Origin of the sequence: Oceanobacillus luteolus (genome assembly GCF_042678205.1) — a bacterium.
Lineage (GTDB): Bacteria > Bacillota > Bacilli > Bacillales > Amphibacillaceae > Oceanobacillus > Oceanobacillus luteolus.
The window spans coordinates 35,948-62,670 of record NZ_JBHUDE010000162.1; the positions used below are offsets into that span (position 1 = coordinate 35,948).

The window sequence follows — 26,723 nt, forward strand, 5'->3', positions numbered from 1 at the left end:
CTTTTATTTGAAGATTTTAATCGTGAGGGATTAAACAAAACTTAATATATTATATGCATCCGACAGTATTTCGTCCTGTCACGTGACCATGTGAAGCTTCAAAGCCGAAATAAAATCCATGACGAACCAAATATTTATTTTTTTGTTAAAAAACAAAAAATAAATTGACAATTTAACTACCTCGGTAGTAGTACGTTGTAAAGGGTAAGAATAATGGAAAAAGAGAGAATATTAGACGCATTGCCAGAAGGAATTCTCTTATCTCCAGCTGGTAGTTTTAGAATAACATTTGTCCTATTCATTATAAAATTAAAAACAGGTTATAATCCACGTGCGCTTCTCCCCTCTTCTTCGCACCATTACTTAAATATAAAACAATAGTTACCCTGATTTAAAAAGGGATTCTACGGAGGAATGTCAAATCATGTATTAGAAAGAAAAAACAAGAGGAGGTCAGACAATGAAAGTTGCAGTGATAGGGGCAGGAATTGTAGGGGCTTGTGCCGCATTTTATTTATCCCAAAGCAATGACTGTGAGGTCATTTTAATTGATAAAGCTCTTGAAGGGAAAGCAACACTGGCAGGTGCAGGAATTATTTGTCCTTGGATCTCGAGATATCATGACCCTGATTGGTTTGTCATTGCAAGCAGAGGTGCCCAGTATTATCCTGGCTTGATACATTCCTTGAATCAACTCGGAGAAACAGATACTGGTTATAAACAAACCGGGGCAATTGCAACAAGTAAAGACATAAATGTTTTATATAACCTGGAAGAAAAAGTGGCTAAAAAAAGAGAAACATTTCCAGTAATCGGCGAAATTAAACTTTTAGAGGCTCCAAAGGCACAAGAATATTTTCCAGCACTAGCTGATAACTTACATGCACTCTATATTTCCGGAGCTGCCCGTTTAGATGGACGATTATTAGCTGAAGCTTTAGTACGAGGAGTGAAGAAAAATAAAGGTAAAGTAATAGAGGAGCAAATACGTTTAGAAAAACACGACAACCAAATTAAAGTATCAACCAAACAAGGTGCTATACAAGCTGATCATATTATTGTCGCAGCCGGGGCTTGGACGAATGATTTGCTGAAGGATATTGGTGTTTCCATCCATGTGAATCCTCAAAGAGGACAAATCATCCATCTATCTGCCGATGAAGACACATCCAATTTCCCTGTCGTTCTCCCCCAAGAAAGTAGCCATTATATTGTTCCCTTTGATGATTCACGCATTGCTTTTGGCGCAACCCGAGAGGACGGGACTGGTTTTGACTACCGGATGACTGCGGGAGGTCTTCAAGAAGTATTAAATGAAGGATTAAAAGTTGCACCAGGTTTAGTCAATCATACAGTAAAGGAAATCCGGATTGGCTTCCGCCCGATGAGTCCAGATAATAAGCCTTACTTGGGTATTATTCCTGAATTCGAAAATGTTGTTGTTGCAACTGGATTAGGGGCTTCTGGATTGACGATGGGTCCTTATATCGGATCTTTAGCAGCGAAGATAGCGATGGATGAGGAAATTGAGATTGATTTAGACCCTTATAGGTTGAATAGATAATAAAATCCAATTAAATGGAGATATTAATCAAAGTAAAAAAGCTAGGATTTCTAATTTCTTTGAAAATCCTAGCTTTAATTTTGAATTTTTTGAGCGTATACACATACAGGAGATTTCGTTTAGTTACAATTCTACTCTTTCGCCAATTCAACTAATACCCTATTATTTTCTATCCCCTCTATTGTCTCCAGTTTCACGCCCCCCTCCCTTCTTCTATCTAACAACATCACACGACAATTGAATAATTTTGATTGTTTTTGAACGATTTTGATGGTATTATACAGATAAAGGAGGTTATTATGTTAACAGAAGAGAGACATGCTTCCATATTAGACCTGCTGAAACAGAAAGGAATCGTTAAAACAAAAGAATTAATGGAAACGCTTCAATGCTCTGAATCTACAATTAGACGGGACCTCGATGAATTAGAGAAAAATGGATTGTTACGGCGGGTCCATGGTGGCGCTAAACGTATCTATCGATTGGATGATGAATTATCAATTCAGGAAAAATCACTCAAAAACGTTCATGAAAAGGACGCGATTGGTCAAACTGCTGCTTCTTTTATCGAAAAGAACGATGTGATTTACGTGGATGCTGGTACATCAACACTTTCTATGATTGATTTTATTGAAAGCGATGACATTACCGTTGTTACAAATGGGATACAGCATGCATCCCTCCTTGCAGATAAAAACATACACACGATTCTCGTTGGTGGAAGGATAAAACCTTCTACAAAAGCAATTATTGGACCAACGAGTCAAAAAGAAATCAGTGATTACCGCTTTAACAAAGCTTTCTTAGGAATAAATGGAATTGACATGGAATATGGCTGTACGACACCTGATCCGGATGAAGCAGCTTTAAAAAAATTAGTAATCAAAAATTCCTCCAAGGCTTATATGTTAGCCGACCACAGCAAATGGGGGAAAATCAACTTTGTTAAAGTATGCGACTTGGAGGAAGTGACAATCATAACATCACAATCGAAAATAAATCTTCAGGAATATAAACAGAAAACGAATGTTTTGGAGGTGGAGCGATGATTTATACGGTTACTCTCAATCCGTCGATTGATTATGTGGTTCAAGTTGAAAATCTTCAGTTAGGTGAACTGAACCATAGTTTAAGTAACTTTAAGCTTCCCGGCGGTAAAGGAATCAACGTTTCCCGTATCCTTCATCAATTGAATACAGATACGACTGCACTCGGCTTTATTGGCGGTTTTACCGGCGAATTTATCACCAACTGGTTACAACAAGACGGGATTCGTACAGATTTTATAACAATCGGTGATGATACGAGAATCAACATCAAATTGAAATCCGATTCTGAGACCGAAATTAATGATAGAGGTCCTACTATACGTGAAGAAGAAGCACAGGCATTGTTAAAAAAAGCGGAGAACTTCACGGCAAATGACATAGTTATTTTGTCAGGCAGTATGCCTCCTTCCTTGCCTTCTGATTTTTACAAACAGCTGATTGAGCGTTTTTCAGCTGCAAATGTTCAATTTGTCATTGATACGACTGGAAAAGGATTAAAATCATCATTGCCGTATCAGCCATTCCTCATTAAACCGAACGTAAAGGAGTTGGCGCAATTCTTTAATGTAACATTAGAAAGCAATGAAGCAATTCTTCATTACGGTAAACAAATGATAAATCTCGGAGCACAGCATGTCATTGTATCTATGGCTGGCGATGGTGCATTGCTCTTTACAAGAGATGCGATTTATCAAGGAATTAGCCCGAAAGGTACTGTTAGAAATTCTGTTGGTGCCGGAGACTCAATGGTAGCTGGATTTATTTCTGAATACCATTCATCCGGTGATATAGAGTCCGCATTCAAAATGGGACTCGCATCTGGAAGTGCGACAGCCTTTTCGGATGACTTAGCGAAGAAAAACGATATTTTACAACTACTAGAACATGTCGAAGTTTCACGCCTTTAAAATTTGATAAAGAAAGGTGATTATCATGAAAATAACCGATGTCTTAAGAAAAGATATTATGATTATGGACTTGCAGGCAACAACAAAAGAACCCGTAATTGATGAGATGATACAAAGTCTCGTAAATAATGGAGTGATTACAGACCGCAGAAAATTTAAAGAAGCAATATTAGAACGTGAAGCACAAGTTACGACAGGTCTCGGTGATGGAATCGCGATGCCGCATGCGAAGAGTGCTGCAGTTAAAGAGCCTACCGTTCTATTTGCTAAAAGCAATAAGGGTGTGGATTATGAATCTCTGGATGGAGAGCCTTCGTACTTGTTTTTCATGATTGCTGTTCCAGAAGGCGCCGACAATACCCATCTAGAAACGTTGGCTTCCCTCTCGAAATTATTAATTGACGAAGCATTCATCGATCAATTGAAAAAAGCAATAACACCCGATGAAGTACATGCGCTATTCGAAGACGCAGTATCAGAAGAAGACGTGCAGGAAAAGGCTGAAGAAACAACTGCTAATGCGGAAAACAGCCAGAAAAAACCGTTCATCGTCGCCATTACCGCTTGTCCAACGGGGATTGCGCATACCTACATGGCTGAGGATGCCTTAAAGAAAAAAGCAGCTGAACTGAATGTGGATATCCGCGTAGAAACTCAAGGTTCTGAAGGAGCAAAAAACGCACTGACGGCTGATGAAATTGAACGTGCAGAATCTATTATCATCGCTGCCAGTAAACAAGTTGATTTAAGCAGATTTACTGGTAAACATGTGTTGCAACGACCGGTAACAGACGGAATTCATAAAGCCGAAGAACTCATTACAAAAGCAATGAACCAAGAAGCTCCGGTTTATCATGCTGATCAGGTGAAAACTTCTGAAACTGAAGAAGAAAAATCCTCTTCAATTTGGGGTAGAATCTATAAGGATCTGATGAATGGTATCTCCCATATGCTGCCATTTGTAGTTGGGGGTGGGATTTTACTCGCCATATCATTCTTATTTGAAAGTATGCTAGGCAGCGATAGTGAAATTTTCACCTTCTTAAATTCAATTGGTGGGAATGCATTTAGCTTCCTTATCCCGATTTTTGCTGGATTTATTGCAATGAGTATTGCCGACCGACCTGGTCTCATGCCTGGAATGGTAGCTGGTTTAATTGCCGTGAATAGTGATGCAGGTTTCCTCGGTGGTTTGGTTGGAGGCTTCCTTGCTGGTTATATTGTCGTTCTACTCAAGCAGCTTTTCCGCAATTTACCGAAATCATTGGAAGGTTTAAAACCGATTTTAATTTATCCTGTGATCGGCTTATTCTTTACTGGAATATTAATGTATTATATTTTTGGCCCAATTTTCTCAGGGATTAATTCAGCGATGATTAATTTCTTGCAAAATCTAGGAACAGGGAATGCGGTCATTCTTGGAGTGATACTTGGAGGAATGATGGCGATTGATATGGGTGGACCATTTAATAAAGCCGCTTACGCTTTCTCGATAGGAATTTTCACTGATACAGGTGATGGTAGTTTAATGGCGGCAGTAATGGCGGGCGGAATGGTGCCTCCACTTGCAATCGCGGTAGCCACTACCATGTTCAAACATAAATTTACAGAAGGCGAACGTAAATCCGGATTAACAAACTATGTTATGGGAATATCATTCATTACAGAAGGAGCCATCCCATTTGCAGCAGCTGATCCTATACGAGTCATTGCTTCGTCCATTATTGGAGCAGCAACTGCAGGAGGATTAACCCAGCTATGGAATACAGCCATCCCTGCACCACATGGTGGACTTTTCGTTATTCCACTTGCTGAAAATGCCTTGCTTTTCCTATTAGCTTTAGCTATTGGAACAATGGTTGCAGCAGTTGTACTTGGATTGTGGAAAAAAACAGTACGTTAACACATGTTAAAGATAACCCTCTGTGGGTTATCTTTTTTTATCCAGAAATTTCCTCGAATTAGTATTTTCGTCTCATCTTCCCTGAAAAGATTGACTTGAAAAAATTATGATGTTATTATGCATCTAACACAAAAATTTTTAGAACAATTGAATAATTATTTCTTATCCAGAGCGGCGGAGGGACTGGCCCGATGATGCCCGGCAACCTACTTAAAAATAGTAAGGTGCTAATTCCAGCAGGATTATATCCTGGAAGATAAGAAGAGCGTAATGATAAATCAACCCTCTTCTTAACGGAAGAGGGTTTTTATATTTTCATAAGTAGGAGGTTAGGAAACAGGATATATACCCTTTTTCAAGATAAGGGAAAAATGAATGTTAATCAGGAGGAAAAAAACTATGAAAAAACTAAAATATTTGATCATCAGTATGGTTGGATTAGTATTACTCATTTCTGGATGTTCCACTTCAGCCAGTACGGATGGTAAGCCAAAAAAAATCAAATTGGATTATGCGTACTACTCCCCTACTAGTCTAGTATTGAAAGAATTTGGATGGCTGGAAGAAGAATTGAAGGAAGATGGCATAGAAGTTGAATGGGTGTTAAGCCAAGGCAGTAATAAATCCTTGGAATTCCTGAACAGTAATAGTGTAGATTTCGGTTCTGCGGCAGGTGCGGCTACCTTAATGTCAAAAGCTAATGGCGCTCCAATCAAGACCGTCTATATCTTCTCCAAACCAGAATGGACTGCACTCGTCACAAATCAGAATTCAGGAATTGAATCGATTCAAGACTTAGAAGGAAAACGAGTTGCCGCTACACTGGGTACGGATCCATACATTTTCTTGCTTCGTGCTTTAAATGAATCCGGTATCTCAGCAGATGATGTTGAAATTGTAAACCTGCAACATGGAGATGGTGCTTCTGCCTTATCTTCCGGTTCTGTTGATGCCTGGGCGGGGCTTGACCCACATATGGCAAGACTGGAATTGGAATCCGATGCCGAACTGTTTTATCGCAATCCTGACTTCAATACGTATGGATTTTTAAGTGTAAGAGAGGAATTTGCTGAGCAATATCCCGACTATGTGGATAGAGTTATTGAGGTTTACGAGAAAGCTAGAGAATGGACCATTGACAATCCAGAAAAGGCTGCAGAAATCCTGGCAGAAGAAGCGAGCATCGAACTGGAAGTGGCAAAAACACAGATTGAACGGAATGATTTCTCCAATGCTATACCGAGTAAGCTGCATCATGAGGCGCTGATTGAAGCAGGCAATGTCTTACTTGGAGAAGTAATCGATGAAACAACAGATATTGAGGAAGTAACTTCCGAACTCATTGATTCGTCGTTTGCGGAAGAATCAATCAAGTCTGAATAAGGTGGAGGGAACAAGATGAAATACAAAGGGGAATTAACAACATCAGTACCTTTAAAGAAACATATCGAAAAGAATAAAGCTACTGGGAAACTTAATGGATTTTCAGGGTCTGGAAGAACAGTAATTTTAGGCAGTATTATTCCGGTAACCCTCTTAATAATATGGGAGGGTTTAAGTAGATTAGAAGTATTACCTGCCTACCAGCTTCCCGCACCGACCGTTATTTTCAACACCATCCTGACGATGGCGCAGGATGGAACGTTATGGTCGCATATCGGGATAACGACTATCCGTGTATTTCAAGGATTTATATTAGGTACCATCGTTGCAATCATCCTAGGATCGTTAGTCGGATTTTATAAAAAAGCGGAGCAACTGTTAGACCCGATGCTACAAGCCTTCCGCTCCATCCCTTCCCTCGCTTGGGTACCTTTATTCATCCTATGGATGGGAATTGGCGAACCTTCGAAGGTGACGATGATTGCAGTCGGTGTGTTTTTCCCGGTGTATTTAAATATCGTGAGCGGGATAAGCGGCGTGGACCGAAAATTAATCGAAGTCGGCAAAATGTATGGTTTAAACAACTTCCAACTCATCAAAAGAATCATCTTACCTGCTGCATTGCCTTCCTTTATTGTCGGACTCCGCAGCGGTCTTGGCTTAGGGTGGATGTTTGTTGTCGCAGCGGAACTAATGGGTGCAAGTCAAGGGTTAGGGTATTTACTCGTACTTGGACAAAATACACTTTCACCCGAGACAATTATCGCAAGTATTATTTTATTTGCAGTGATTGGTAAATTATCGGATTGGATTTTAAAACTGATTCAAGACAGATCTTTGCATTGGCAGGATAGTCTGGAACGATCGTAAACATAGGGGGTAATCAAATGAGCCTTGAATTAAGGGATGTCAGCCGAACGTTTGACGGGAAAACAGCAGTGAATAATATCAACTTCTCCGCCAATCCTGGTGAGATTATCGGACTTCTTGGCACGAGTGGCTGTGGGAAAAGTACATTATTACGTGCAATTTCAGGACTCGATCGTGGTTACGACGGAGAAATTGCAATTAACGGAACGACGACAAAAGCAGTGCATGAAAAGGTAGGATTCATTTTCCAAGAGCCGAGATTATTTCCATGGTTAACGGTATTGGAAAATGTAACTTTCGGCTTAAAGGGAGATAAACAAGACATGACGGCGCGTGCTATTGAGTATTTGGAAAGCGTCGGCTTAAAGGGCAGTGAGAAACTTTATCCAAAACAATTGTCCGGCGGGATGGCCCAGCGTGTAGCAATTGCAAGAGCATTGGTCACATCACCGGAAATCCTTTTATTAGATGAACCATTCAGCGCCCTCGATGCATTTACAAAAATGCAACTGCAGGATTTGTTGTTGGATGTTTGGAAGACTCATCAGTCCACCATCGTTCTAGTCACCCACGATATTGACGAAACAACATATTTATGTGATCGCATCATTATTTTAAGAGGGCAGCCTGGAGAAATCGATAAAGAAATTGAAATTAGTGAAGCACGTAATCTCGAGCGTGGCAGCGAGAAAGCCGCATTCTACAAGAAAGAGATTTTAGACAGCCTTGATTTGAATAAACAGAGTTCGCGCATCTAAAGGGAGGAAAAGAACATGACATTAAAAAATAGAAGTATTCCATCTTTAGCTAATCATGCTTACAATCTATCAGACTATAACGAAGTAAGGAAAAACTTTGACTGGAACCAATTAGGGAGAGATTTTATCCGGGAAGACGGTAAGGTCAATGCAGCACATGAGACGATTGACCGTCATGTAGAAGATGGCTATGGTGATAAAATTGCCCTCCACTATGTCAATGGTGAGGAGAGACAAAGTTATACCTTCAAAGAAGTGAAGGAAAAAACGGATCACTATGCAACAGTTTTAAAGAATTCTGGTGTTAAAAAAGGAGATCGCGTATTTGTTTTCCTTCCGAAAACGCCAGAATGCTATATTTCCATCCTGGCAATCATTAAGATTGGTGCCATTGCTGGTCCACTTTTTGAAGCCTTCATGCAGGATGCGATAAAAGAACGTATCAATGACTGTGAAGGTACACTGCTAATTACAGATAAGGATATGGTAAATAGAGTGCCGCAAGACGAAATCCCTTCGTTAAAAACCATATTATTTGTGGAGGATATCGAAGTACTTACTATTGAAGGTGTAGAAGAAGATGTTGTAGAGTGGCTCGACCCGGAAGATGGATTAATTATTCATTATACAAGCGGTTCTACAGGAAAACCTAAAGGTGTGCTCCACGCTCATCGGGCGGTCGGTCATCATTACATTTCTGGTAAATGGGTACTGGATATTAAAGATGACGACGTATATTGGTGCACCTCCCACCCAGGCTGGGTGACAGGGAGTGTATACGGTTTGTTTGCACCATGGCTGAACCGGGCAACGATCATCATCCAAAACGGACGCTTTCAGGCTGAGGAGTGGTATCAACTCATCGAGGAATTCAAAGTAACGATTTGGTACAGCGCCCCTACTGCTTTTCGCATGCTCCTTGCTCAGGATGAGTTGCTTGAAAAATACGACCTATCATCTATCCGACATGTACTGAGTGTCGGTGAGCCACTAAACCCTGAAGTTATTTACTGGGCTTGGGAAAAACTGGGCGTCCGCATTCACGATACATGGTGGATGACCGAGACTGGAGGACATTTAGTCGTCAATTTACCATCTGAAGAAATAAGGCCGGGCTCGATGGGCAGACCATTCCCGGGGATACAAGTCGGTATCCTTGATGAAGATGGAAATGAATTGCCTCGTTGCTCTGTTGGGCAACTCGCTGTCCGTACTCCTTGGCCGGGACTGATGAAGGAAATCTGGGGAAATAAAAAGAAATTCAATGATTACTTTAAATATGAAGGCTGGTATCTTTCAGGTGATTTAGCTATTCAAGATGAGGATGATTATGTGTTTTTCCAAAGCCGAGACGACGATATGATTAACTCTTCCGGTGAACGGATCGGCCCGTTTGAAGTGGAAAGTAAACTGATTGAGCATCCGGCAGTCAGTGAAGCCGGTGTAATCGGTAAACCAGATCCAACCCGAGGTGAAATTGTAAAAGCATTCATCACCCTCCGTCCAGGATATGTGGAATCGGAAGAACTGTTAGAAGACATCCGTCTATTTGTCCGAAATCAACTAGCGGCACACGCAGCACCTCGAGAAATTGAGGTTATGGATGAATTACCAAAAACAACAATCAGTGGGAAGATTTTACGAAGAGAATTAAAAGCACGGGAAGTAGCTTTAAGTCATGCAGAGGCAAACCACACTGGAGTCAAAGAACCTTCTGTATCAGCAACTCGTTAAAATAGCTAGCAAACAAAGTAAACAAAAATAGCCGTGTGGTAAAAGTCCGCACGGCTATTTATAAAAAGTATAGGGATGGTCAGCTAGCTCCCCACTCTATCACTCTGGAAATAAATCCGATGATAAATATCGTTCCCCTGTGTCAGGAGCAATGCTGAGAACTCTCGCAGATTCCGGAAGTTCTTTTGCTATCTGGATGGCGAAATATGCAGAAGCTGCACCAGATGCGCCGACAAATATCCCTTCCTTTGCAGCAAGATAGCGGGCCATTTGTTGGGCGTCTTCATCTTCTATATGAAGAATCTCATCAAAGATTTCCTGGTTTAATATTTTCGGGATGAACCCAGGGCCTGTGCCCGGAATTTTATGTGGACCTGGTTGCCCACCGGAGAGAACTGGAGAACCTTTAGGCTCGACCACATATATTTTTAGATCGGGGATTTGTTTTTTCAATTCTTCACCTGCACCTGTCACGGTCCCTCCTGTCCCCGCAGTGAGGACTAGAGCATCCAACTTACCATCAAAGGATTCTAGAATTTCCACTGCAGTTGTTTCACGATGAGCATCAGAGTTTGCTTCATTTTCAAATTGCATCGGAATAAAGCTGTTTGGGATGTTGCTCGCTATCTTGTTTGCTTCGTCGATAGCTCCTTGCATCCTTTGACTTGCAGGTGTCAGAATGACTTCTGCCCCGTAGGCTTTCATAATTTTTATCCGTTCTTTCGTAGCATTATCCGGCATCGTGATGATGCAGCGATATCCCTTAACTGCGCTGACCATACAAATTCCAATCCCTGTATTTCCAGAAGTCGGCTCAATAATCGTGCTTTTTCCCGGAATCAGTTTGCCATCTCTTTCTGCTTGTTCAATCATATTGAATGCTGCCCGGTCTTTGACACTGCCACCCGGATTATATGACTCTAATTTCATATATACACCAGCACCATTTGGATCTGGTAATTTATTCAACTGAACAATAGGAGTATTTCCGATAAGATCAAGTACTGAACGATATATCTTCATGAAGTTCCTTCCTCTCTTATTGCATAATAAACGAAATGCTGCAATTTAAATTCCAACTAAATCAGTCAGCTTAGTATTATTTTGACTATATTTTAGCGTATATCTAGGGAGATAACAATAAAGAAAGACTGGAAGATTGACATTTAAGTGAGAAAGTATATAATAAACATAGTTAATCAGATTAACTTACTAGGAATAGTTTGTTTAATCTATAAGGGTGGGAAAACATGTTTCTTTCGATAAACAACGTACAGAAAAGCTTTCCGAATCAAGGAAAAACGGAACAAGTATTACGTGATATCAACTTAAATATAGAAAAGGGAGAATTCGTTTCTCTTTTAGGACCATCTGGTTGTGGGAAATCTACCGTGCTGAACATTATTGCAGGACTTCTTAGACCCAGTGAAGGAGAACTTTACTTAGACAACCAACAAATAACTAAACCCGGGAATGACCGGGGCATGGTATTTCAACAGGCAGCCCTCTTCCCTTGGTTATCCGTGGAAGAAAATGTGATGTTTCCGTTGAAAAAAGTAATGAAGAAAAAGGAAGCCCGAGAAACAGCACAGAAATATTTACAACTCGTACAATTGAGTGCTTATGCCAATCATTCGCCTCATGAACTTTCAGGAGGTATGCAGCAGCGAGTCGCCATCGCCAGAGCATTGGCGATGAACCCCCGTGTACTGCTTATGGATGAACCATTCGGTGCACTAGATGAACAAACAAGAATCAGACTTCATGATGAACTGGAAAGGATCTGGGTCGAAACGAAAAAAACAATTATATTCGTAACCCATAGTATCCAAGAAGCCATTAAGTTATCTGACCGCATCATTGTCATGGGTACCCAACCAGGCAGGATCTTGCAAGATATCCCTATCGACATCGAAAGACCTCGTGAAAAACATTTGCAACAGATGGCACATTATGAAGAACAGATTATGAAACTATTAAAAAATGAAATTGATAAAGTAGCAGAAGAGGAATTGAAATATGCAGTTAGCAATTAAACGTATTCTATTTTTTGTAGGGTTATTTGCATTATGGGAACTGGCGATTTGGATTTTCGCCATCCCTCCTGTCATCTTACCATCCCCGACCACTGTCTTTTCAAGTTTATTTGAAAGCTTAGCGGATGGGTCACTGTTGCAAGACTTAAGAGCAAGTTTTTCTCGATTATTAATCGGTTTAAGTATTGCACTGATTATCGGAGTACTTTTAGGGATATTATTAGCAAAGTTCAAAACTGCAGATGAGACACTTGGATCGCTCATACTGGCATTACAAAGCATCCCTAGTATCGTCTGGCTTCCACTGGCGATCATGTGGTTTGGCTTAAATGAGAAAGCAGTTATCTTCATCGTCGTACTCGGCGGAACCATCGTAATGACAATCAACATGCGAACAGGAATCAAAAATGTCCAACCGCTTTTTATTAAAGCAGCTCAAACGATGGGGTCAACGGGGATTGATTTATTTTTCCGGGTAATCTTGCCCGCTTCCGTCCCTTATGCAGTTACAGGTACAAGGCTTGCATGGGCGTTCGCCTGGCGTGCATTAATGGCTGGTGAATTATTAAGTTCCGGACCAGGGCTCGGCTATACGCTGAAGTACGCATCCGATTTCGGTCGGATGGATATGGTCATGGCAATCATGGTCGTGATTGGTGTAATTGGAGTTACAGTAGATATTCTTATTTTCCAGCGGATTGAAAAGAAAGTCATGATTAAATGGGGATTAGAACAAAAAGAAGCAGCTTAGACGTCATGTCTTTAAATTTACATTTATGAAGGAGGAAGTTAAATGAGAAAGTGGATTTTACTGCTGGTTGCATTCCTATCCTTGGGAGCATTAGCAGCTTGTGGAGATGATTCTGGTACTAGCGGCGATGCAGAGAAGGAAGAAGTCATCATTGGATATTTCCCGAATATCGACCATGCACCAGCAATGGTTGCCCGTGAAAAAGGTTACTACGAAGAGGCGCTTGGAGATAACGTGAACATCGAATATCGTACATTCCCAGATGGAGGAACATTCATGACCGCCTTAAAGTCTGGTGAAATTGATGCTGGATTAGTTGGACCAGAACAGTGTTGAACAACTATTCCAATGGTGCAGATGTTAAAATTATTAGTGGTGCTTCAGCTGGAGGGACAGTAGTAGTCGCAAGTGAACAAAGTGGAATTGAAACATTAGAAGATATTGAAGGAAAAACATTTATTACACCTGGTATCGGATGTACCCATAACGTACAGTTTGAAACATATTTAATGGAGCAAGGTGTTGATGAATTATCTTCTGAGCGTATCGGTGGTTCATTGAAGCATGTGACTGGAAACCCAGCCTCTTATCAAGGTATGTTTGAAACAGGTCAAGTAGATTTAGCTGCAGTTCCAGAACCATGGGCGTCGATTCTAATTGATAACGGAGCAAAAGTCGTTGTAAGCACAGAAGAAATCGCTTATGGAGAAAACTTACCAAACGTTGTTTCAGTCGCAACAGGAGATTTAGTTGAAAATAATCCAGACATCGTTCAAGGATTAGTGGACGCACAACAAAAAGCAGTGGACTACATTAACGAAAATCGTGAAGAAGCACAAGACATCGCAATCAACGCAATCAAAGACTTAACTAAACAAGAAATGGATAAAGCTATTGTGGCGAAAGCGATGGACCGGATCACATATACTACTGAAATTGACGAAGAAGTCTTGCTCGAATTCGGTCAATCCTCATTCGAATTGGAGTTTCTAAAGGAACAACCTAATTTTGAAGGATTAGTAGCGTCTGAGTAAATGAACGATCATTACATGTAAAAGATTTGACCCTTGCTGACTCTGAACGGAGTTATCAAGGGTCTTTACCGTTTGTGAATATAAAAGCCTCTTAGGTTCAGATAAGTACCTTGAGCCTGCAACCCTTTCCTTCCGCCCTTTTCCCTAGAAACCTTCCTCCCAACGTTCGAGATATTCTTAGTAAAGAAGTTGTGGTTCACTAAAAACCACGTAGTCTATAGCATTCATTTTATAAATATCGGAAGGAGATTAGTACATATAACGAGAATAATTTCATTACTAATACTAACAAGGAGGCACTGCAATGAAGCTGATTGGAAAAGTTGCATTATTGAGCGGGGCTATTTTACTTGGTGCGGGAGCTCTTTCCCCAGCAGTTAATCCCCCGTTAACTTCAGAGGCAGCAGAAATTAAAAAACCACCAGTATCAGGATTTATTAGTCATGATGAATTAACAAGAGAATTAACTCAAATTGAAAGGACAAGCAATGGAAACGTCCAAGTAGAAGTCGCCGGATATTCCAACCAAGGAAGAGAAATCTATACCGCAACCGTTGGGACAGGGGATAAAGTGGTTTTGATTCAAAGTGAGATACACGGAAATGAAAAGGTAGGAACGAAAGCTTTGTTGGATATGGTCAAAAAGATTGGTAAAAACAATTCTCCAGAAATGAGACAACTCAGGGAAGAACTGACAATCGTAGCGATTCCAATGATGAATCCCGATGGTTCCGAATTAAACCGCCGTGGTAATGAAATGACTTGGGAAGAGGTGATCGAGGAATTTCCGCAACTGGAAGGCGCCCAACCAACATGGAATTATTACACATACGTAAATCAATATTGGGATTATGCATCACAGCCAGGATTTGATGTAAACCGAGATTTTAATCCTAACTTAGATTATGTACCTCAACCGCAAGACTTTCCTGGCAACTCATCACAGGCAGGATGGTTTATTACACCAGAATCTCAAACAGTTCGCGATGTTTATAAAAATTTACAAGAACAATTTGGAACGGTTGATGTCTTTATCGACCTACATCACCAAGGTGAGTATGTGATTGAAGGTACGGACGATCCGGTTACCTTATCATTATCCGGACTTTTTGTGCCGAATCCAAGTACACCAGAGGGGGAAAAGTATCGTCAATATGCAGATCAGTATAACGAGGAATTTTCTAAACAATTAAACGTGGCTGCTTACAATGCATTGCAAGAAATGGGTAATTCACCTTTTGGCAATATCTCGTTATATCCTCAAGGTCTAGACTTGCCCGGCACAGCATTAGGAACCTTTGCATTAAATGGAAGTGGCACGGTATTATTTGAAATTACTGGTCAGACGCAAAACTTCGGACAGAAGAAAATGGGACAATTAACAAAAGCTGTTGAAACCGGAGTACTAGGTATTTTAAACAGTGTTGCAACAGGTGAAGTCCATGAACTGGATGTTGAAGACTATGATGAAATACCTTTAACTGAACGGTAGTCGGGAGAAAAGATGAATTTTATTACTCATTAGGGAATTCAAGCAAGACAAGACTTATGAGCAGCAATTAAAGTTCATGAGTAAAAGCACGTTAAGTTAAGAAATGCATAAAAAATGCGAGTCTAATATAGTTAGAACTCGCATTTTTTTAGTTATTCTCTATCCCTGTTCACTCTTCCTCTGCAACAACACCGCCACGATGACGATTAATCCTTTAAACGCTTCTCTTAGGAACGGCGGAACTCCAAAGAGGTTCAATAAGTTATTCATAACCGCGATGATCAACATGCCATACACCGTACCGAGAATAAATCCCCGCCCTCCAAGCATATGGGTCCCACCGACTACAGCGGCAGCAATGGCATCCATTTCCATACCACGTCCTGCATTGGAAAAATCCATGGAACCGATACGGGATACTTGAATAATTGCTGCAATTGATACGAGTAGCCCCATCAATGCATACACTCTAAGCTTGACCTTATTGACATTCACTCCCGATAATTTGGCAGCACGTTCATTGGAACCGACAGCAATGATTTGTCTACCGAATACCGTGCGCTTGGACACATAATAGAGGATCGCAGCAATGATCGCCCAGTAAATGATTGGCATGATCATGAGGTTACCTATTTTAAAGCTGGATAGTTGTAAAAATTCTGTTGGAACAGTCGTGTTATATCCTTGGGTGAAATGTTGGGTGACACTACGGAAAATCATCATCGCCCCAAGTGTCGCAATAAATGGCGGGACCAATCCTTTCGTAATCGTGACCCCAATCAATCCTCCCAACAGGATACCGAATGCCATCACTAGAACAATCGTTATCATAATCGCAGGAACTCCAGTAATTCCTAACCCTCCGAGAATTCCAGATGCTCCTGTATCCAATAGATACATAGCGAATGCACCGGTAATGACAAGGGTGGAACCTACGGATAAATCAATTCCACCGGTCATGATAACGAAGGTCATTCCTAAAGCAACAATACCGACACCTGCATTGTTTCTGAGTATATTAATCCAGTTGTTTGTCCAAGCCTGGAGCCATTCACCAAATGAACCATAATCGAAACCTAACGTTAATGTTTGTAAAATAACCATAATGATAAGGGCAATCAAAATACTAAATAAAGGATCATTCGACCATCTATGTTTCAAACCTTCTATGAATGTTCTCTTCTGTTTGACAGGTGGTGTCGGAGATGGACTTGGAATCATGATTGATATTCCCTCCTTTTTATCTTCGGTTCCCCGCCGGTAGCCAGATGCATAATCATATTCTCGTTCATGTCATTGCCACGGACTTCCCCTTGAATCACACCGTGATACATGACAAGTGCTCGATCACACACGCGGATTACTTCCTGTGCTTCGCTGGAAAGGACAATGACAGCAATATTTTCTTCCTCTGCCAACTGAATGATGATATCGTAAATGTCTTCCTTTGCACCGACATCTACACCTTGCGTCGGATTATCTAAAATCAACACTCGAGGATTTGTTGCCAACCATTTCGATAATACGACTTTTTGTTGATTCCCTCCTGAAAGACTCGTAATACTATCCGTCCATTCCCTCATTTTTATTTGCAATTTATCTCTTTGTTCTTTGAAAATTTGCTGATGCTTACTTGTATCAATGGTTCCTCGTTTAGCAAACATCGGCCATGTTGTAATCGATGCATTTTCGAATATACTCATGTCTTTAAGGATGGCATTTTCCTTTCTGTTACGCGGCAGATAGGCAATTCCTGCGTTGATTGCCTCGTATGTACTTTTGCTATTCATTTCTTTCCCATGAAGATAAATCTTTCCCGATTGTATTGGCCTTGCGCCAAATATCGCTTGAAAAAGTTCACTTCGGCCATCACCAAGCAATCCCGTTACCCCGAGGATTTCTCCAGCATGGAGTGTGAAATGGATATCACGGAAATGTTCAGCATCAGTTAGATTTTCCACCCGCAATACTTCTTCTCCCATATCATCAGGCTCTTTTTCTCTTCTTAATGATTCTGTCCGCACGTCAAAACCGACCATGTAACTTGCTAATTCCTTTGTTGTGACCTCGCTTACTTTTCCTTCTGACACCAATATTCCATCCCTCAATACAAAATATTTATCACAAATTTTCATTACTTCGTTTAATTTATGGGAAATAAAAATGATGCCAACATGATGTTCTTTCAATGTTTCCATCATTTGAAAGACACGTTCAATCTCCGTATCCGTAAGTGATGTCGTTGGTTCATCCATAATAACCATCGAGGCATTCATCATCATCGCACGGCAGATCTCAACTATCTGTTTATAAGAGGCATCTAAATCTCGTACCATCCTCCTTGGGTCCAAATCGACATTCATTTTTTCAAATATCTCCACTGTTTTTTGGTACATTCGCTTAAGATCCAAGCTGCCACGCTTTGTTTTTAATTCGCGGCCAAGAAACATATTTTCATAGATTGGCAAATCATTGACTAAGTTAAGTTCTTGATGTATAAAAGCAATGCCCGCGTCCAGCGACTCACTTGGACTTTCAAATATGACTTCCTGTCCATCCATCAAAATCTGACCAGAATCCTTTTGGATGACACCTCCGAGTATATTCATCAACGTTGATTTTCCCGCTCCATTTTCCCCAAGCAATGCGCATATCTCACCACCTTGAATGGATAGGGATACATCCTTTAACACATGGTTACTCCCAAAGGACTTCACGATATGCTGCATCTCAATCTTCACATCCATCACCTCCAAAAGACTAGAAATGGAAAAGAAAGGGCTATAGCTCGGCCATAACCCTCTTTCTTTTGCTTCGTAATTAATATGGTGATCCGGAGTCTATGAATTCTTCATAATTATCCCTGTCTACCACTGTCGTCGGAATAATCGTATCATCTTCTACCGTGTTGCCCTTCAATAGATCCACAGCAACATCCACCGCATCTTTTACCATTGCAGGGCTGTATAATGCGGATTGAATCCAAATATCTTCATTTCCAGGCATCATTTCAAAGTATTCCTGCATACCACCGCCGCCAGTGACTACTTGGATATCATCTCTGCCCGCTTCACTAATCGCCTGCAATACCCCAATTGACGTCTCATCATCCAAAGAATATACAGCATCAATTTGATCTAAACTCGTTAAAATATCGGCAAAATCAGATAAACCATCTTCCCTCGTAAATTGGGTCGCATACGTATGGATATTTAAATCTGGTGCAATCTCAGCAATCGTATCCATGAATCCGGCAGTCCTTAACTCGGAAACGGATCCGGCTGATGGCACTTCAAGCACTACAACTTCTCCTTCTGTACCAATCTTATCCACGATATACTTCGCTCCTTGAACTCCCATATCGTAGTTGTCACCCGCAACTCGATACACACCGTCTACATCGATGACGATATCGAAGTTGACGACTTCAATTCCTTCATCCAACGCTTGCTGTATCGGTACTTCCATTCCTTCCCATTGCGGAAACGCGACAATTACTTCTGCTCCCCACGTTTTTAAGTCATCCAGCTGGGAAGTCATCTCATTTGCATCTGTGCTAGTATGGATTTGATATTCAATTTCATCAGATAATTCTTTCGCACGTTCTTCCGCGTGATAAGCAACTGCGGCGACCCAACCATGTGTCACAGCAGGCGCAAGGATACCGACTTTGTATTTGTCACCACTAGTTCCCTCATCACTACCGCCATTTGCGCTTTCCGCCTCTGTTTCGGATGTATCAGAACCACACGCAACTAGTACAAGAGCTAGCATCAACACAGCAATTAATCCCAATAACTTTTTCATGACATTGCCCCCTTAATTTATATATATATTGATTGTTAAATCTCATCATTACCTATTTACTATGGACTCTACATCTACAGGACTTTAATCTCACTTCCAGTAATAAGTGATTTCTCAATTTCCTGCATCAGCCCGATGACATACAAAACATCATCAAGTGGAATAACTAGATTTTCCTTATTGTTTTCCAAGCAATCGATGAAATAGGAGAGTTCAGTTTGAAAAGCCTCTTCCTCTTCTACTTGAAGAGAGGTGCATACATTATCTGCATAGTAAACAAATTGACGGTTACTGATTCGCTCCATGTTCTCTCCCGCAATCAGTTTATAATCCATTACTTCCTGCTGAGATTGTACGCGTATAGCAGCTGTAAACGGGAAGGAACTTGGCATCCGATGAGAAGCCTCTACAAAAGCTTTTGCTCCACTTTTGAAAGTAAGCGTTGTCATAACTTGATTCCATGCACCGTATTTATTTTGTTTTCCTGCGGCATAAACGCTTTCCACTTCTCCCAGTAAATGATAGACGAAATCAATATCATGAATATGGAGGTCAAATAAGGCACCGCCACTTTTTTCAGGATACTGGAACCAGTCGCTCCAAGTCGGCAGTGTTCCGAGTCTTTGAGCATGGATAAATTCTACATCCGCTAACTTGTCAGACTCTGCGTATTCTTTGATCAAGCGGTATTCCGGCCAAAAACGAAGTACATGCCCAACAAAAAGCTGGACTCCTTCTTCCCGGACAACTTCCATTATTCTTTCTACTGCTTCCGTGGTCAGTGCTAGTGGCTTTTCACAGATAATATGCTTTTTCGCTCGCGCCGCTTTGATGACATATTCTTCATGCAAAAATGTCGGTACACATATATCGATAACATCGATATCTTCCCGCTCCAATAAAGCATCATAGTCTGCTAGAACAGTTCCATCAAACACTTCTTCCAAACCCACGGCTGTACTCGTGCATATAGCGGTAACTTCGGCATCCTTTATTTTCCGATATGCTTCCAGATGGGTTTTTCCAATAAAACCGAAACCGGCAAGTCCAATTCTCTGCATGTCAACTCTCCTGCCCCAATAGTTTCTTCAGGTAATCGAACGAGCTTTTCACCGCTTTGTCCACCTCGGCTAAATTTTTGGGACCGTCTGGTGTAAATTCAATTTCGACACTAATTGGCCCGGGAAATTTATTTTCCTCGAGGATATGGAATATTCTTCTAAAGTCTAGATGCCCTTCACCGATTGCAGGAAAATTCCATTCCTGATTATGACCTAGCTTATCTTTTAAATGGATGAAGCCTACATGCTCCATGCTCACTTCCAAATCGTCATAAGGCATGACATCTCCATAAAAAATGACGTTAGCTGTATCGTAATTGATCTTGATACGACGATTCAATTTTTCGGATAATTTTCCAAGAGCGCTGCCCGTTGCGTAATTATTGCCATGAGTCTCAACTGCCAGCGTGATGTTTTTCGATTCACATTTGTCCAAGACTGGTGTTAAATTGCGTACTAGAATTGTTTCATCCTCTATGACGTCCCCATCTCCATGTGCTTCACCTGTTGAGGTGATGATGTAGCTGCAATCAAAATATACAGCGAGATCGACTGCTTTCAATAAATTATCGATACCTTCATCTGTCATCAGGTTGCTATGTGCTCCGATTCCGATACAAGTCATCCTATATGATTCCAATAATGTTTTTATATCCCGCAGTTCCTTCTCAGACATTCCATTAAGCACATGGGGCGTATGTTCCACTGCTGCCAATTCAATCTTTGAAAACCCTGCTTTACTAGCACCTTGGACAGCTTCCTCCAACGAAAATCCACTATACGTATTCGAGTTAATGGCAATCTGATTAAACATGTCATCCCCCTATTCCGTATTATGTAATGGATAATGATCAGACTTTCACGTCAATTTCGTATCACATTTTCCCCAAGCATACTCTCTATTACTTTTAATGAAGCAAGTGCCTCTTGTCCTGTCACTGGTGGTGTTTTGTCATTTATAATACAATCAATGAATGCATCGATTACACCAGAATTTGTTTGATTATCATTCGTTTGTATTTGTTCCACATCGTATTTGATAATTGTTCTATCATTCATCTCAACGACAAGCGGATCGAGTCCATCATGGTAAATTTTAATGACTCCTTTTTGACAATAAATTGTAGTGGCATTATCTTCTTTTCCATAGTACGTCCAGGAAAATGATGCTGTACCTAATCTGCCTTTTTTCGTTTTCAGGATGCTTACAACATTGTCACAGACTTCTATTGAATCGCCATGTTCATCGACTTTATCCAATGCTCCGTGGAACGCCTGAACATCTTCAATTTCGTCATCCAATAGAAAATGGATCAAATCAATTTTATGAATTCCTAAATCCCCTGCAACACCATAACGTGAACGATTTTTCTTGAAAAACCAAGTTGCATTCGACTTCGTTATCCCCCATTTTTCTGGTCCTTCATGTCCGAATGAAGTCTTGAAGGTTAGAACTTCTCCAAGTTCTTTCTTTGCAATGATTTCTTTTGCTTTTTGATGCGCTTTCGTAAATCGTTGATTATGGTCGACCATCAGCTTTTTTCCCGATTTACGCTCAGCCTCCAAAATTTCTTCTGCATACTCACTGCTTACAGCTATCGGTTTTTCAACAAGTACATGCTTTCCATTTAATAATGCTTTTGTCGTATGAATATGATGGACTTCGTTGGATGAACAATCACTGATGGCGATAATGGAGGGATCTTGAAGTAATTCTTCTACAGATTTAGCGGTACGGCCATTAAATTCATTGGCTAGACTTTGTGCTCTTTCCGGATTTCTATCATAAAAGATGATTTCATCAACATGTGAATTGGCTTTATACTCTGGTGCATGTCTGTATTTTGTAATCGATCCGCATCCAATGATGCCTACATTAAATTCCATGGAAGAACCTCCTCTTTCTTGATGTTACTCTATTTATTTGCTGATCCAGAGATAATTTACTGTGCTCAGCCTAATGACACGAACCATGAATTCAGTAAGAAAAAAGCTTAATAGTATAACCCTTATCTCATTTGTAAAATCATATTTTTTCTTTGTAAACGATTACATTTTATTTTATAGCCGACATAATTATTTGTCAATACTGAAAACATAATCTTTTTAGAAATGTTTGTTCAATAGATTACTATTGAAATAATACAACATAAAAAATTGAAGAGGCTATGGAAATGAATTTCTTAATCATCTTTTCATCCCCTCTTCAACCAGAAAACCTATTATATTAAGAAAGTTTAACACTTCGTCATTTCCTCGTTACATCATTTATTAATAAAACCTATGATTCTCTTGAGCTTTATTCTCTTATAAATGATGATTACCATAATTTGAGCAAGATTAAGACATTTATCTTGTCCTTGCTTCTTTCCTTATTAACATCTTCAAAATCACATACCTCGTCCTTATTCTTGATAACTTTGAATCATATTTGCCATGTGAGCATAAGCGCCACCTGCACAAATTGCGGAAGAAACCATAATCGCTTCTGCCAGCTCTTCACTTGTTGCGCCTTCCTTGTCCGCATTTTTCGTATGTACGTCAATGCAATATGGACATTGAGTAGCATTCGCAACGGCTACTGCAATAATTTCTTTAAACTTCGTGCTTAATTTACCTGCCTTCACAGATGCTGCACTAAACGCTTGGTAGCCTTTAAATCCTTCTGGAGCATATTTGGCTAGTTGGCCTAGACTTTTCAAATTCGAGCGGGAGTATAGAACATCGGAAGCATCTTGATTTTTTGCTTGGTGTACATGAGTACCATGAGTAACTACACCACCTGCTTCAATTGCAGCTGTTACAAATGCAGCTTCCGTCAATTCTTCCAATGTTGCCCCTTCTTTTTTGGCAGCTTTCGTATGAGCATCAATACAATACGGACATTGCGTCACTTGAGTAACCGCCACCGCAATGATTTCTTTTTCTTTCTTCGACAAAGCCCCTTCTTTAAAAACAGCTGCATTAAATTCATTGAAAGCTTTTAATTGTTCTGGTGCGAGTTCCTTCAAGTGGCCTAAGTGTTTCATGTTTTCTTTTGCGTAAAGATTCGACATTGTCATTTCCCCTTTTCCCTCATTTTTTAGCGTGACTTTTCAAACAATTAAGTACAATTATACTAACATGGTTTCCTTCCTAATCTCAACATAGTTGCTTGACTTCTTATTAACCACTTCGATAAAAAAAACATATTATATTACATCATTTCCCCCAACATAAGCTATGAGATGATTGATGATCATGAGTGATTTTATAATTTACATTCGTGCGGAAGCATTTATTTTAATTCCAGCTCTTTATTTTCTCGGATTGATTCTCGACCAAACACCAGTCATCGCTAAATGGACCCACGCTTGGATAAAACTTCTTTTTTCGGTCACTGCCTGTCTTCTATATTTCGGATTTGATGTAACATCTGTTGTTCAAGGGATACTAGTGACTGGAGCTGAAATGGTATTCAAGGATATCATTCATAATATTATTGATAAAAGTGTACAGAATAGAGAACGTAAAAAAGAAGAGTAATCAGAAAAAAACTTGAGTAGGTGGGAGTGTGGATCAACAACTCCCAATAATCCCGTACATATATATCGTATATTTTCTCCTCTCTTTTCTCCACCCTTATTACTCCCACACGTCTTCAATCAACTTTCCGCTTATAGTTCCTTAAAGTTCCTTTGACTTTCCTTCTTAGTGTAAGTAAAATGGGGAAGTATTCTATACGAGAGGAAGTTTAGTTTGAGCCAGCAAGAGCAATTTTCTACAAGACTAGGATTTATTTTATCAGCCGCTGGATCTGCCATTGGCCTCGGGGCAATTTGGAAGTTCCCCTATGTCGCAGGTCAAAATGGTGGTGGAGCGTTTCTGATAATCTTTCTTTTATTTACAGTAATACTCGGCTTACCACTGCTATTAGCTGAGTTCTCTATAGGAAGAACCGCACAAAAGAGTGCAGTCGGTTCCTTTAAAGCAATCGCCCCCGGAACAAACTGGTACTTTATTGGAGTACTTGGTATGATAGCCGTCTTTATCATGCTTTCTTTCTACAGTGTGATTGGCGGCTGGATCATTACGTATTTTTGGAAAGTGATTTCCGGGCAGCTGAGCGGATTAACCGAAGCAGAATATGGAATCTTATTCGCTGATACGGTCGCAAATCCGGTAATCAGTATAGGTGCACAACTCCTATTTATGGTAATCACCATTTTCGTTATTACAAGAGGAGTCCAAAACGGTATTGAAAAGACAAATAAAATCATGATGCCGGCACTTTTCATCCTGTTTATCATTCTAGTGGTCCGTTCCATCACTCTAGACGGGGCATCTGCAGGTGTTTCCTTTTTATTCCAACCTGATTTGTCTAAAGTGACTTCCAACACCATTCTCGAGGCCATGGGGCAATCTTTCTTTACGTTAAGTGTCGGGGTGACTGGTATGATCACCTATAGTGCGTATTTGTCGAAGGAGCAGAATATGCCAAAGTCCGCCCTATCCATTGTTGCAATGAATATAATGGTCGTCATCTTAGCTGGACTCGTTATATTCCCTGCGGTATTCGCATTTGGGATGGAGCCTGACGCAGGACCTGTCCTTCTCTTCAACGTGCTTCCGACGATTTTCAGTCAGATGCCATTTGGAATGCTGTTTTTCGCAACATTCCTCGTCGTCTTTTTATTTGCGACACTCACTTCAGCTTTCTCGATGCTGGAAATTATCGTAGCCGTCCTTTCTAAAGGAAATCCGGCAAAACGAAAAAAATGGGCGTGGATCATCGGCTTAGCCATTTTTCTTTTCGGTGTCCCATCCGCCCTGTCATTCGGCGTTTTAAGTGATATATCGTTATTCGGGAAATCCATCTTTGATTTGGCAGACTATACAGTAAGTAATGTACTGATGCCAATTGGTGCATTACAGATTTCTATTTTTGTTTCATTCAAAATGAAGAAATCTGCCCTTTATGAAGAATTAAAACGAGGAAGCAATTTGAAATACGGTGTGTTTCAGGCTTGGTTTTTCCTGATCCGCTATGTTGTTCCTGTATTGATTATCGTTGTGATGGTGGATGCAATCAGTAAGTAATGAATGCAAAGGTTAGGAGATGGACGGGCACCATCTTCCTAACCTCTTTTTTATTTGATAACATGTTTGCTGAAATGGTTATTAAATGGAAACTTATGCCCACTTACACTATAATTAAAAGATATATAATAATGATAGTGATCTCTTGTTATCTGTGCGAGGTGAACATAATGAGTCAAAGTCTATTAAGGGCAATTAAATTATTGGATTGTTTCAATGATAAGGCGGAATTATCTTTACTAGAACTAGTAGAGATATCCAATATGCCAAAAACAACCGTCTTCAGATTAGTCACTTCTTTAGTGGAAGCTGGATTATTAGTAAAAGTACCCTACTCTACTCATGATGTCAGATACAAGTTGGGATTGAAACTACTGCAATTGGGCATGCGAGTGATGAATCAACTAGAGTATCGAGAAATCGCACTTCCCTATATGAAAGAGATAAATGCAAAATTAAATGAATCGGTTCATTTGGCGGTTATCGAAGAAGACGAAGCTGTTTATGTAGAAAAGCTGGATAGCAACAAGCCAGTGCGATTAGTTATTAAAATAGGGGCCCGTGCTCCGTTATATGCAGGTTCCGCGCCAAAGGTCTTATTGGCACACACAAAAGAAACAAAACGAAACGAATACCTGCAACAGTTGGAATTGAAAAAAATAGCACCGAATACGATTGTCGATCGAGATAAGCTGATTCAGGAACTGACAAAGATCCAAAAACAAGGTTATGCCTTTAGTAGAGAAGAATTTTTTAAAGATACAATCGGGTATTCTTGCCCTATTTTTGATGGTGCCGGACAGTTGGTTGCCGCCCTTGGAATCAGTATGCCTGTCATTGAATTCTCGGATGAAAAGGGTAATGAAATACTGAACGAATTAATAAACGCAGCGAAAATGATTTCAAGCGAGTTAGGTTATCGAAATTAATATCTTATTAAAACAAATCTGCCGAAGAACAGATTTGTTTTTTTATTTATTCCCTTTTTGGACCACTAATTTTTAGAAAATTTATAAATAGATTAATTATCTGTTGATTTTTTACATGAAATCGCTTAGAATTTAAAATAACTCACGGAATTTAGATTCCATTTAACGGAATACAGATGATAAAGGAGGTCTTAAAAAGTATCAGACATAATCAGTACTAAATTTCAAGTCAACAATAGCTGAAGAAATAGAGAATTTAAATTAAAGACCTGCGGTGATATGTCAAGAGGTAAATAAATAATTGTTCAGTTATCAAGGTGCATTATCCTTAAAAAAGGCAACACTAAACTAACCCAGTAAAGTTA

25 protein-coding genes and 1 riboswitch are annotated in these 26,723 nt (G+C 40.1%); of the genes, 17 read left to right on the forward strand and 8 right to left on the reverse strand.

Annotated features, from left to right (window positions below; translation table 11 throughout):
* Positions 1-213 precede the first annotated feature (213 nt).
* The 9 genes from ACFSBH_RS19135 to acsA all read left to right on the forward strand — a co-directional run bounded on the left by ACFSBH_RS19135 (position 214) and on the right by acsA (position 10,169).
* Complete coding sequence (locus ACFSBH_RS19135; protein WP_251512370.1) at positions 214-381, forward strand: hypothetical protein; 168 nt, start codon at positions 214-216, stop codon at positions 379-381.
* A gap of 79 nt (positions 382-460) precedes the next feature.
* Positions 461-1,564, forward strand: a complete 1,104-nt coding sequence (locus ACFSBH_RS19140) for an NAD(P)/FAD-dependent oxidoreductase (RefSeq protein WP_379599184.1) — start codon at positions 461-463, stop codon at positions 1,562-1,564.
* A gap of 299 nt (positions 1,565-1,863) precedes the next feature.
* Positions 1,864-2,613 carry a DeoR/GlpR family DNA-binding transcription regulator gene (locus ACFSBH_RS19145; protein ID WP_379599186.1) on the forward strand — a complete coding sequence of 250 codons (750 nt, stop codon included), beginning with the start codon at positions 1,864-1,866 and terminating at the stop codon, positions 2,611-2,613.
* Complete coding sequence (gene pfkB / locus ACFSBH_RS19150; protein ID WP_379599188.1) at positions 2,610-3,521, forward strand: 1-phosphofructokinase; 912 nt, start codon at positions 2,610-2,612, stop codon at positions 3,519-3,521. Before ACFSBH_RS19145 ends, pfkB begins: the two co-directional genes overlap by 4 nt.
* A 25-nt stretch (positions 3,522-3,546) precedes the next feature.
* The gene (locus ACFSBH_RS19155) at positions 3,547-5,424 is read left to right on the forward strand and encodes a PTS fructose transporter subunit IIABC (protein WP_379599189.1); all 1,878 of its coding nucleotides are present in this window, start codon (positions 3,547-3,549) and stop codon (positions 5,422-5,424) included.
* 159 nt (positions 5,425-5,583) lie between these two features.
* Positions 5,584-5,687: riboswitch (SAM riboswitch) on the forward strand.
* Between the two features lie 136 nt (positions 5,688-5,823).
* A complete protein-coding gene (locus tag ACFSBH_RS19160; RefSeq protein WP_379599191.1) occupies positions 5,824-6,807 on the forward strand; it encodes an aliphatic sulfonate ABC transporter substrate-binding protein in 984 nt (327 codons plus the stop codon).
* Positions 6,808-6,822: 15 nt separating this feature from the next.
* Positions 6,823-7,677, forward strand: a complete 855-nt coding sequence (locus tag ACFSBH_RS19165; RefSeq protein ID WP_379599193.1) for an ABC transporter permease — start codon at positions 6,823-6,825, stop codon at positions 7,675-7,677.
* A 17-nt stretch (positions 7,678-7,694) separates the two neighbouring features.
* Entirely contained in the window at positions 7,695-8,435 is a 741-nt protein-coding gene (locus tag ACFSBH_RS19170) for an ABC transporter ATP-binding protein (protein WP_379599195.1), read from the forward strand.
* 15 nt (positions 8,436-8,450) lie between these two features.
* Entirely contained in the window at positions 8,451-10,169 is a 1,719-nt protein-coding gene (acsA, locus tag ACFSBH_RS19175) for an acetate--CoA ligase (protein ID WP_251512388.1), read from the forward strand.
* 99 nt (positions 10,170-10,268) lie between these two features.
* On the opposite strand, the gene cysK is transcribed toward acsA, so the two are convergent.
* Complete coding sequence (cysK, locus tag ACFSBH_RS19180) at positions 10,269-11,192, reverse strand: cysteine synthase A (protein WP_251512390.1); 924 nt, start codon at positions 11,190-11,192, stop codon at positions 10,269-10,271.
* A 227-nt stretch (positions 11,193-11,419) separates the two neighbouring features.
* Between cysK and ACFSBH_RS19185 the strand changes: the two genes are divergently transcribed.
* The 5 genes from ACFSBH_RS19185 to ACFSBH_RS19205 all read left to right on the forward strand — a co-directional run bounded on the left by ACFSBH_RS19185 (position 11,420) and on the right by ACFSBH_RS19205 (position 15,482).
* Complete coding sequence (locus ACFSBH_RS19185) at positions 11,420-12,205, forward strand: ABC transporter ATP-binding protein (protein ID WP_379599198.1); 786 nt, start codon at positions 11,420-11,422, stop codon at positions 12,203-12,205.
* Complete coding sequence (locus ACFSBH_RS19190; protein WP_379599200.1) at positions 12,189-12,956, forward strand: ABC transporter permease; 768 nt, start codon at positions 12,189-12,191, stop codon at positions 12,954-12,956. Before ACFSBH_RS19185 ends, ACFSBH_RS19190 begins: the two co-directional genes overlap by 17 nt.
* A gap of 42 nt (positions 12,957-12,998) precedes the next feature.
* Complete coding sequence (locus ACFSBH_RS19195; protein ID WP_379599202.1) at positions 12,999-13,292, forward strand: ABC transporter substrate-binding protein; 294 nt, start codon at positions 12,999-13,001, stop codon at positions 13,290-13,292.
* A complete protein-coding gene (locus ACFSBH_RS19200) occupies positions 13,289-13,990 on the forward strand; it encodes an ABC transporter substrate-binding protein (protein WP_379599204.1) in 702 nt (233 codons plus the stop codon). The genes ACFSBH_RS19195 and ACFSBH_RS19200 overlap by 4 nt, the downstream gene beginning before the upstream one ends.
* 304 nt (positions 13,991-14,294) lie before the next feature.
* Entirely contained in the window at positions 14,295-15,482 is a 1,188-nt protein-coding gene (locus tag ACFSBH_RS19205) for a M14 family zinc carboxypeptidase (protein WP_251512397.1), read from the forward strand.
* 159 nt (positions 15,483-15,641) lie between these two features.
* Here ACFSBH_RS19205 and ACFSBH_RS19210 read toward each other — a convergent pair whose 3' ends face one another.
* The 7 genes from ACFSBH_RS19210 to ACFSBH_RS19240 form a co-directional block, all read right to left on the reverse strand.
* Positions 15,642-16,703, reverse strand: a complete 1,062-nt coding sequence (locus ACFSBH_RS19210; RefSeq protein WP_379599207.1) for an ABC transporter permease — start codon at positions 16,701-16,703, stop codon at positions 15,642-15,644.
* Positions 16,700-18,229, reverse strand: coding sequence for a sugar ABC transporter ATP-binding protein (locus ACFSBH_RS19215; RefSeq protein ID WP_379599209.1), 1,530 nt, complete (start codon positions 18,227-18,229; stop codon positions 16,700-16,702). Before ACFSBH_RS19215 ends, ACFSBH_RS19210 begins: the two co-directional genes overlap by 4 nt.
* A gap of 73 nt (positions 18,230-18,302) precedes the next feature.
* On the reverse strand, positions 18,303-19,289 hold the full coding sequence (locus tag ACFSBH_RS19220) for an ABC transporter substrate-binding protein (RefSeq protein WP_251512403.1): 987 nt from the start codon (positions 19,287-19,289) through the stop codon (positions 18,303-18,305).
* A 74-nt stretch (positions 19,290-19,363) separates the two neighbouring features.
* Entirely contained in the window at positions 19,364-20,350 is a 987-nt protein-coding gene (locus ACFSBH_RS19225; RefSeq protein WP_379599211.1) for a Gfo/Idh/MocA family protein, read from the reverse strand.
* Between the two features lies 1 nt (position 20,351).
* A complete protein-coding gene (locus ACFSBH_RS19230) occupies positions 20,352-21,164 on the reverse strand; it encodes a sugar phosphate isomerase/epimerase family protein (protein ID WP_379599213.1) in 813 nt (270 codons plus the stop codon).
* A 50-nt stretch (positions 21,165-21,214) separates the two neighbouring features.
* Positions 21,215-22,237 carry a Gfo/Idh/MocA family protein gene (locus ACFSBH_RS19235; protein WP_379599215.1) on the reverse strand — a complete coding sequence of 341 codons (1,023 nt, stop codon included), beginning with the start codon at positions 22,235-22,237 and terminating at the stop codon, positions 21,215-21,217.
* A 518-nt stretch (positions 22,238-22,755) separates the two neighbouring features.
* Positions 22,756-23,406 (reverse strand): carboxymuconolactone decarboxylase family protein, encoded by a 651-nt coding sequence (locus ACFSBH_RS19240; protein WP_379599217.1) that lies wholly within the window; start codon positions 23,404-23,406, stop codon positions 22,756-22,758.
* A gap of 184 nt (positions 23,407-23,590) precedes the next feature.
* On the opposite strand from ACFSBH_RS19240, the gene ACFSBH_RS19245 reads away from it, so the two are divergent.
* From ACFSBH_RS19245 to ACFSBH_RS19255, 3 genes are all read left to right on the forward strand, one after another.
* Complete coding sequence (locus ACFSBH_RS19245; RefSeq protein WP_379599219.1) at positions 23,591-23,875, forward strand: phage holin family protein; 285 nt, start codon at positions 23,591-23,593, stop codon at positions 23,873-23,875.
* A 213-nt stretch (positions 23,876-24,088) separates the two neighbouring features.
* Positions 24,089-25,429 carry a sodium-dependent transporter gene (locus ACFSBH_RS19250; RefSeq protein WP_379599221.1) on the forward strand — a complete coding sequence of 447 codons (1,341 nt, stop codon included), beginning with the start codon at positions 24,089-24,091 and terminating at the stop codon, positions 25,427-25,429.
* A 170-nt stretch (positions 25,430-25,599) separates the two neighbouring features.
* Positions 25,600-26,358, forward strand: a complete 759-nt coding sequence (locus ACFSBH_RS19255; RefSeq protein ID WP_379599223.1) for an IclR family transcriptional regulator — start codon at positions 25,600-25,602, stop codon at positions 26,356-26,358.
* The last annotated feature ends 365 nt before the right edge of the window (positions 26,359-26,723 follow it).